Annotated in this window: 8 protein-coding genes and 1 pseudogene; 4 read left to right on the top strand and 5 right to left on the bottom strand. The window is 49.4% G+C overall.

Going from position 1 to position 8,953, the window contains the following annotated elements; genetic code table 11:
* Positions 1-354: 354 nt before the first annotated feature.
* From PX484_RS09320 to PX484_RS09305, 4 genes and pseudogenes are all read left to right on the top strand, one after another.
* Positions 355-834: pseudogene (locus PX484_RS09320) on the top strand (FAD/NAD(P)-binding protein); the annotation flags it as partial.
* Positions 835-1,797: 963 nt separating this feature from the next.
* Positions 1,798-2,505: an MBL fold metallo-hydrolase gene (locus PX484_RS09315; RefSeq protein ID WP_287668316.1), complete on the top strand. Its 708-nt coding sequence runs from the start codon at positions 1,798-1,800 to the stop codon at positions 2,503-2,505.
* An 81-nt stretch (positions 2,506-2,586) separates the two neighbouring features.
* Entirely contained in the window at positions 2,587-2,883 is a 297-nt protein-coding gene (locus PX484_RS09310) for a helix-turn-helix domain-containing protein (protein ID WP_228020860.1), read from the top strand.
* Positions 2,852-3,757: a hypothetical protein gene (locus PX484_RS09305; protein WP_287767938.1), complete on the top strand. Its 906-nt coding sequence runs from the start codon at positions 2,852-2,854 to the stop codon at positions 3,755-3,757. The genes PX484_RS09310 and PX484_RS09305 overlap by 32 nt, the downstream gene beginning before the upstream one ends.
* Here the strand turns inward: PX484_RS09305 and PX484_RS09300 are convergent.
* The 5 genes from PX484_RS09300 to PX484_RS09280 all read right to left on the bottom strand — a co-directional run.
* Positions 3,723-4,907, bottom strand: coding sequence for a DNA cytosine methyltransferase (locus tag PX484_RS09300; protein WP_052276021.1), 1,185 nt, complete (start codon positions 4,905-4,907; stop codon positions 3,723-3,725). The two genes, PX484_RS09305 and PX484_RS09300, sit on opposite strands and share 35 nt — an antisense overlap.
* 129 nt (positions 4,908-5,036) lie before the next feature.
* On the bottom strand, positions 5,037-6,128 hold the full coding sequence (gene metX / locus PX484_RS09295) for a homoserine O-acetyltransferase MetX (RefSeq protein WP_287767940.1): 1,092 nt from the start codon (positions 6,126-6,128) through the stop codon (positions 5,037-5,039).
* Between the two features lie 15 nt (positions 6,129-6,143).
* Positions 6,144-7,442, bottom strand: a complete 1,299-nt coding sequence (locus tag PX484_RS09290) for an O-acetylhomoserine aminocarboxypropyltransferase/cysteine synthase family protein (RefSeq protein WP_287727069.1) — start codon at positions 7,440-7,442, stop codon at positions 6,144-6,146.
* Positions 7,443-7,642: 200 nt separating this feature from the next.
* Positions 7,643-8,572: an exosortase-dependent surface protein XDP2 gene (locus PX484_RS09285; protein ID WP_287767943.1), complete on the bottom strand. Its 930-nt coding sequence runs from the start codon at positions 8,570-8,572 to the stop codon at positions 7,643-7,645.
* A 233-nt stretch (positions 8,573-8,805) separates the two neighbouring features.
* A partial coding sequence (locus PX484_RS09280) for a transposase (protein ID WP_288103583.1) occupies positions 8,806-8,953 on the bottom strand: 148 nt, incomplete at its 5' end.

Genomic DNA, 8,953 nt, shown 5'->3' with positions numbered 1-8,953 from the left:
TAGGTGTTAAAAGTTGTCTGATCCCCCCTTATCAAGGGGGGCAGGGGGGATCCCCCCGCCTATCGGCACCCCCCTTATCAAGGGGGGCAGGGGGGATCAGAGGCAAAATCTATCTTCAATTTAATTATAACTACTTACTTAGACCAAGTAATACTAACTCTTTAACCCTTACCATACCCCTAATTCCCTCCCCGATAGTTAAGTAGGTAGGCGTTAAAAATTATCAGATGCTCCCCTTATTAAAGGGGGATTAAGGGGGGACTAAGGGGAGATCGGCACCCCCCTTATCAAGGGGGGCAGGGGGGATCGAACCTAAAATCCATTTTTAATTTAATTATAACCAGCTACTTATCTATGAGCTACATTGACCGGAATCAATTTTCTGCAACTTTCGACATCGCCATTATCGGGGGAGGATTTAGTGGTTCCCTGGTGACAGCGAACCTGTTACGCGACACGGGGACTCCATTATCGATCGCCCTGATCGAGCGCCGAAAACCCCTCGGTACGGGGATCGCCTACGGAACGCGAGACAGCGGCCACCTGCTCAATATTCCCGCCGGCAAAATGAGCGCCTTCGAGGACGATCCCGAACATTTCCTCCACTGGTTAGCGGATAACGGCTATCGATCAATCGATCCGGCCAGCTTCGTCCCGCGTCTAGTGTACGGCAAATACATCCGATCGATCCTAGAAGAAGCGCGGGACAACGCCATTGCCGATCACCGTCTGGAAACGTTTACCGATGCGGCGATCGATCTGGCACTCGACGGGGAAAAGGCGACGATTACCCTCAAAGGAGGCAAGAAAATCAGCGCCGCTAAAGTAGTTCTGGCGCTGGGCAATTTTCCCGCAACGGTTCCCCAACCCCTCGCGTCTCTCAATTCCCTCTATCTCCGCGACGCTTGGGAGACGGACACACTCGCCGAGCTAAAACCCGACGGGACGATTCTGCTCGTCGGTACGGGGTTAACGATGGTGGATATGGTGGTTTCCCTGGCACAAAGGGGATTCACGGGCAAAATCGACGCGGTTTCCCGTCATGGACTGATCCCTCGATCGCACCGACCCACCGATCCCTATCCCCCGTTCCTCACCCTCGAAACCGCGCCCCAGACCACGCGGAGACTCCTAGGGCGGATTCGCGCGGAGGTAAAAACCGCAGAGAGTCAAGGTCACGACTGGCGGGCCGTTTTAAACGCCTTACGTCCGATATCTCAAGGTCTATGGCATTGTCTGCCGATAGCGGAACGCGCCAGATTTCTACGCCACCTGAAAGCCTATTGGGAGGTTCTTCGCCATCGCGTCGCCGACGAGATCGCCGGTATCCTCGATGAGGCTGTAGAATCGGGACAATTAACCTATCATGGGGGAAGAATTGAAACTGCTGAGGTTAAAAACGGCTGTGTAGAGGTTACTATCCGTCAACGGGGGACGGGAAACCTGTTAAACCTAACCGTCGATCGAATCATTAACTGTACCGGCGCGAGTAACGATTACAGGACCATAACCGATCCCCTCGTCGTTCATCTTCGCCAACGGGGGTTAATCCGTTCCCATCCTTTGAATTGTGGTATCGAAACCGCGGACAACGGGGCGATTCTCAGGCCGGACGGTACGGCATCGCCAACCCTCTACACTTTGGGAAATCCCCGCAAAGGCGATCTCTGGGAAACCACCGCCATTCCCGAACTGCGTTTACAGGCGGCCGAACTGGCCCGGGATTTGTTGCGATCGCTGAAAGAGAGAATTTCTCTCCCCGCGGCCTACTCGATCGCATTCCGGCCGGCAGCGCCGATTTTTCGCCAGCTTTTTGATAGGGAATCGAGTACCTACACCTATCTGATCGCTGATTCGGCTACGGGGGAGGCGATTTTAATCGATCCGGTCCTCGAACAGGTTGATCGCGATCGGCAGATTCTTTGGCAGTTGGGGTTAACTCTAGGCTACACGATGGAAACCCATGTCCACGCCGACCATATCACCGGAGCGCACCGATTACGCGAGTTAACCAACTGTTCGATCCTCGTTCCCGAAAACGCGGAAGTGAGCGATATCGATGGTTATGTGCGCGATGGCGACCTCTGGATCGTGGCAGGTCAGCAGCTAAAAGCGATCGCCACTCCAGGCCACACCGATAGTCATATAGCCTATCTCATCGATGAAAAACGCCTATTAACGGGGGATGCACTCTTAATTCGCGGTTGCGGTCGCACCGATTTTCAGAACGGTTCGCCGGAAGTACTATACAGGACGGTGACGGAGAAGTTATTCACCCTCCCCGACGATACGCTTGTTTATCCCTGTCACGATTATCTGGGAAGAACGGTCTCCTCGATCGGTGAGGAAAAGCGCTGGAATCCCCGTTTCGCCGGCCGCAATCGCGAGGATTTTATTCAGTTAATGAATAATCTCAATCTCCCCTATCCCAAGAAGATGACCGCTGCCTTAAGTGCCAACGCACGGGGTGGTAAGGTGGTTTTCGTCATGGATTATCAGATATAAACGGGCAAGCGATACTCAAAAGCCGCTCGATTTCTAGTGCTTCGCTCGGAATGTGACAGATCGTCCGTGGACTCATCGTCTATGTTCGGTCAGGATAGAGCTATGGACGAAAACAAGGCAAAAATTTTAAAAGCGTTGGGTTCGTTAGTAAGACAACACAGAGAAAATCTAGGTATTTCCCAAGAAGAACTAGCGACACGCTCGAATCTAGATAGAACATATATTTCTGGCATCGAGCGCGGGATTCGCAATCCTTCTGTAACCGCTCTTGTTAGTCTGGCGAACGGAATGAACCTCAATGTCTCCAATCTATTAGAAGGCTTGGAAAACAAAGTTAATCAAACCAATGGAAAAGATCGTACAACACGGACAACGTAGACACTCAAAAGCTTCCGAAAGTTACATAGATGTTACTTTTCGATATGATGACGGTACGATTTGGGAAGGCGCGATTCCAGTTGAGTATAGACGTACTGGCGTAGATCTGGCCGAATCTTCGGCAATCGAAGAATATCTTCAGCAAGCTTTTCTATACTGTCATCCGAGTAATTATCCGAAGTGGAGACAAGAACAAGAGGTCTTCTGGTTACAGAAAGAAGCGGAAGTAACAAAATCATTCTTTGATGTACTCATCACTTTTAAATGGACTTGTGTTGCTTGTCAATTACCCCCGAATCCGAATTGGGCTAGAAGGATTCAAGATTTAAAAGAAATGGGATATACGATCGCAACTCATACATCAAAAAAATGCCCGACTTGTGGTTCCAAGAAAACGCATATTATACTTGTTCCTCTACCTCGTGGTGGAATATCTGGATACGAAGTATGGTCGTCATCCCTACGAAAGAAAATCATTGATCTGCTCGGTGGTTATGATGCTTACGAGGGTAAGACTGTAGGGAAAGATAATCTGTTACCCGACCATAAATTTCCAGAAATTCGTTGGGGAAACGATACGAGACGAGATTCATTAGAGCATTTGGCCGATACGGAGATTCGAGAACAATTTCAACTTTTGACGAATCAGCGCAATTTACAGAAGCGTGAAGTCTGCCGTAAATGCTACCAAACAGGGGATCGGGGCTATCCCTTCGGTATCCAATACTATTATGAGGGTGATGAAAAATGGCCGGATACCATTCCAAAAAGTGGAAAAGCGGCGGAAGTAGGGTGTAGTGGCTGTGGATGGTATGATTTGCAGAAATGGAGAATTGCTCTCAACCGCAAGCTATCGGATTTAAATTCTGATTAATCTGCGATTCTTGCTCTAGCTGTAAAGCAACTTTGTTGAGATAAGGAATTAAAGCGTATCCGATACATTCGGCTAAACGTGGGGGAACCGCATTACCAATTTGCCACATAGCTTTTTTCATGGTTCCCTCAAAAATAAACGAATCGGGGAAAGATTGAAGTCTGGCCATTTCACGGGCGGAAATAACTCGATTAAGATGGGGATGAATATGTGTACCTCCATGATTTTCTTTGATGGTCATACTCGGTTTGCCTGGATACTGGCGCTTAAAAGCATCAACGTAGGTTTCATAGAGAGAACCACCGGGGGGTACTCGTGCGATCCGTTCCATATACTTCGAGGAATGGCGTGTCCATTCATGATTAATTTCGGGAATAGGCGTGTAAGCAGGTAAATCGGAAATAGCCGACTCTATCGGAATATATTGATGAGGTAGTAATTGAGGTTGAGGATAAGGATTAGGTAGATCGAATCTATTAGCTATAAAAATTGCTCTCGGTCTAATTTGAGGAATTCCATAAGCGGCAGATTCAAGAATAGCGATCGAAATATTAGAATAACCGATCGATTCAAACTCTTCTAAGATAGTTTCTTTCACCTTGCCTTTTTGCATCGTGAGAATCCCTGGCACATTTTCCATGACGACATACCAAGGCTGAATTTCAGAAACCACTCTTATAAACTCTTTAAATAATTGATTTCGAGGATCATTGGGATCTCGTTTACCAGCGACCGAAAAACCCTGACACGGCGGACCTCCAACCACTAAATGTATATCGGGTGAGCCTGCCAAGATAAGCCATTTCTCTGCTTGAAAGTCATGAATATCACCACAGAAATGATGGCATTGTGGGAAGTTGTACCGATGTGTTAATGAAGCGACAGGATTGATTTCAACACTTGCTGCTGGATGAAAATTTGCCTGAACTAAACCTTGAGTTATGCCACCAGCACCACAAAATAAATCAATGAAGTTATAAGTTAGATGAGGAGCGATCGGACAATTAACATCCACAAAAACTTGATGTAAATCACGCTTGATGGTCAGTAGTTCCCGTTGAATTTTTTCATAACGTCCTAATTTGACTTTTTTCGTCTTTTCAATATCTTGATTATTTTGAGGGAATAATGATAATTGAAGTTCTGACATTGCTCTGACTTGAATATATATGGTTTATTGTGACACATCGTCCACAAAAAATCAAGTCACGCCTATGGAAGGTAGAGTAACAAAGTCAAGCTACTTTTAACCTAGTCGTCATCAATCCCCGATCGCTCTCTACCCCACCATCCCCAACCGGGGACCATTTCCCATTTCCCAGCCATTCCCGAAAGTGACGAGAAGATCATTCAACGCATCCATATCACCATCCATTAAAAACGCATCGTGACCGTGCGGCGATCGCAAACAAAACAATTCAGAATTGGGGATATATTTCGCCAACTCCTCTTGTTCTACGGGAGGATAAAGAAGATCAGAATCGATCGCCACGATCGCCGTCGGTTGTTGAATCGACTGTAAAACCGATTCGTAACTTTTTCCCGTCCGGGTGACATCATGACGATCCATCGCCCTACTTAAGGTGATATAAGCATTAGCGTCAAAACGTTCGACTAACTTTCTCCCCTGATATTCTAAATAGCGGGCGATCGTAAACTCTCCCCCCTCCCCGTACTCCCGGCCGAAACGGGACTCGAAACTGGCGTGCGATCGGTAGGTAGTCATCGCCATCATCCGGGCTGCCGATAAACCCCGGGCCGGAGGGCGATCGAGCGCATAATTTCCCCCTTGCCAATGGGGATCGGCATAGATCGCTCCCCTTTGAGCTTCTCCTAGTGCGATACACCAGGCCGAATGTCGTCCCGAAGCCGCAATCACAGCGATCGATCGCGTCCTCTCCGGGTACAGTAGCGCCCACTCCAAAACCTGCATTCCTCCCAAAGAACCCCCGATCACCAATCGCAAAGACTCGATCCCCAATGCGTCCACCAACAGCCGTTGTAGGTGAACCATATCCCGGACGGTAATCTCCTGGAAAGTCGGGCCGTAGGGTTTACCGGTACGGGGATCGATCGAAGTGGGGCCGGTTGTCCCGTAGCAACTGCCGAGAATATTGCTACAGACAATAAAATCCCGGGTGGGATCGAGAACGCGTCCGGTTCCTAACAAAGGTTCCCACCAAGCTTCCACGTCGGCCGATCCCGTGAAGGCATGACAGACAATAACCCCGTTATCCCGCTTGTTATTCAAAATTCCCCAGGTTCGATAGGCGATCCGCACCCTTTCGAGAACCGCCCCCGATTCGAGAACAAAAGGACGCGGTGGGGAATAGAAACGGGTTTCCGGGGAGATCAAGTCTAGGCGATCCATGGGCGGGGTGATTGGTTATAAACTCTGGAAAGTTTGCTGGAAATCCTCGATAATATCGTCAATATGTTCCAAACCCACGGAAACGCGGATTAATTCGGGCTTTACTCCCGCCGATCGCTGTTCTTCCTCGTTTAACTGCTGGTGAGTCGTCGAGGCGGGATGGATAACGAGGGTTTTTGCGTCGCCCACATTGGCGAGATGACTGGCCAGTTTCACCCGGTTGATAAAATTCCGCCCGGCCTCGAAACCGCCCCGAATCCCGAAGGCTAAAACCCCGCCGAAGCCGTGTTTTAGGTACTTCTTCGCCCGTTCGTGGTAAGGATGTTCCGGTAATCCGGGATAGTCCACCCATTGCACCTGTGGCTGTTCTTTGAGCCAGTTCGCCAGGGCCAAGGCGTTGGATACATGACGATCGACCCGTAGGGAGAGGGTTTCCAATCCCTGTAGCAGTAAAAATGCGTTAAACGGACTCAAGGCGGGTCCGAAGTCCCGCAATCCCTCCACCCGCGCCCGGATAATAAAGGCGATATTGCCCAAAGGGCCGGACGGTCCGAATACCTCATAGAAATTCAACCCGTGATAACCCGGCGCGGGTTCGGTAAACTGGGGAAATTTGCCGTTTCCCCAGTCGAATTTACCCGAATCGACGATTACTCCGCCGATGGAAGTGCCGTGACCGCCGATCCATTTGGTGGCCGATTGCACCACGATATCGGCCCCCTGTTCGATCGGGCGACAGAGATAGCCGCCGCAGCCGAAGGTATTATCGACGATCAGGGGAATGCCGTTCTCGTGGGCGATATGGGCCAGGGCGGCAAAATCGGGAATATTAAATCGGGGATTGCCGATCGTCTCGACGTATAAGGCTTTAGTGCGATCATCGATCGCCGCTCGAAAAGCCTCGGCCTCATCGCCATCGACGAACTTGACATTTATTCCTAAACGTGGTAGGGAGACTTTGAACTGATTATAGGTTCCGCCGTAGAGGTAGCTAGTGGAAACGATATTATCCCCCGCACCGGCAATATTAGCGATCGCTAGAAATTGGGCTGCCTGACCGCTAGAGGTGGCCAGGGCCGCCGCACCCCCTTCTAAAGCGGCGATCCGCTTCTCGAAGACATCGGTGGTCGGGTTCATGATCCTGGTGTAGATGTTGCCGAACTCTTCTAGGGCAAACAGTCGCGCCCCGTGGTCGGCATCGTTGAAAACGTAGGAGGTGGTTTGATAGATGGGAACGGCACGGGCGTTGGTTCCGGGGGCAGGTTCCTGGCCGGCGTGTACTTGCAGCGTCTCGAAACGATAACGGTCAGACATAGGCGCTCACGGACGAAAATAAAGGGCAAATTCCTCGATCTGTGCGATCAAGGAAAAAGGGTGATTATCTCCTTAATACTGGATAAATAGAGGGTTTTAACCCATTTATCGCTATTTTTTCATGAATGACAGTTCGCTGGTTGATGGCATTTAAACAGCATTAAAAGCATTCACTTCCTATCCTACTTCGAGTAGAACGATCAGGCCTTCTCTCGTTTCACAAAGATTCCAAGACTTGCTGCGAGTAGAGTGGCGAACACGATACTCGGTTCGGGAACCTTGACATCGGCGGCGATTACTTTGAAATCTGGCCCGTTATCGCCGACTCCGTTCAAACGTTGGAGATCGTTATTGCGCTCGCTAGTTAAGCGCAGAGTTCGCGCGCGGATACCGTCGAGCCGAATCCCGATCGAACCAATATTGAACGGGCCGTTGTTGAGGACGGGAGGAACGATCGTGCTGATGTTATAGTCCGCTTTCGTGTAGTTCGCGCGTAAAATTTTATAACTGGCTAAGACCGTCGTTCCATCTTCCGCGAGCGCTTCCACCAGTAAATCGCTATCCCCCGCAACGGTTCCCCCAGGCGTTCCCCCCCGTTCCCAGAAAAAGAACGTATTCACCGGTCGGAGGAAAGAAACCTCGATAATTGCAGTATCGGCGTTCTCACGGGTTACGAGGAGACTATTCAGATTTAAATTGCCCAAACTGGCGGCGATATCCGCGTCGGTGGGGTTCGGTTTCGCTGGACCCTCCCCGACCAGGGGATCGCTAGTCGTGTTCGGTCCGTGACCCGCATGGAGAATTCCGTTAGTATATGTGATTCCCCCTACGGTAACGTCGGCGGTATCGTTGCGGATAACCCGACCCGCATTGACCAGATCAAACTGACTGACCGTTAAACCGTTGAAAACCACCGAATCGAGACGGACATCTTTAGTGGGATCGTTGAGAAGATTAGGATTTCCGGTTAGATCTGGACTCGCGGTAACGTTGGTTTGAAAGGAAAAGGGGAGAAAACCCGCCGCACGCGCCGATGTTCCGGTCGTTACAGCTAAGGCCACTCCGGTGGTCGTGGCGGCGATTTTAAAAAGAGCGGCGAGGTGGCGCGACTGCCTGAAAAGATGACTCATCGATAAATGACCTCGTTAGGGGATGGAATTAGGTACAGTGAGCTGATCCGCTTACTGTATTTAGGGTTCTACCATAGCCATTTTTGTGAGTCAATTTATTGAGATATCCTTTATACAAAATATCTTTTATACCGCAATTGGATTGTGTTAGGGTAATTTATACACAAGAAAGTACCAGCTAGACTGGTGGAATGAGAATGTACCATTGGCTCTTCGTTACCCTTTATGCTAAATCAACAGACAAGATGCCAAGACAACATACTTCTAACCCAAAAATTCCGAAAGTTTCTAAAGCCATAGGCTCTCCGTTTTATTAGTTTAAGTTTATTGTTGATTCCCTCGACCACCCCATTCGTTGTCCTTCGCTCGAAATAACTAATT

It is taken from the genome of Microcystis sp. M49636_WE2, from assembly GCF_030065375.1.
In the GTDB taxonomy this organism is placed as follows: Bacteria; Cyanobacteriota; Cyanobacteriia; order Cyanobacteriales; family Microcystaceae; genus Microcystis; species Microcystis aeruginosa_C.
This window is presented reverse-complemented; position numbering and strand designations above follow the sequence as displayed.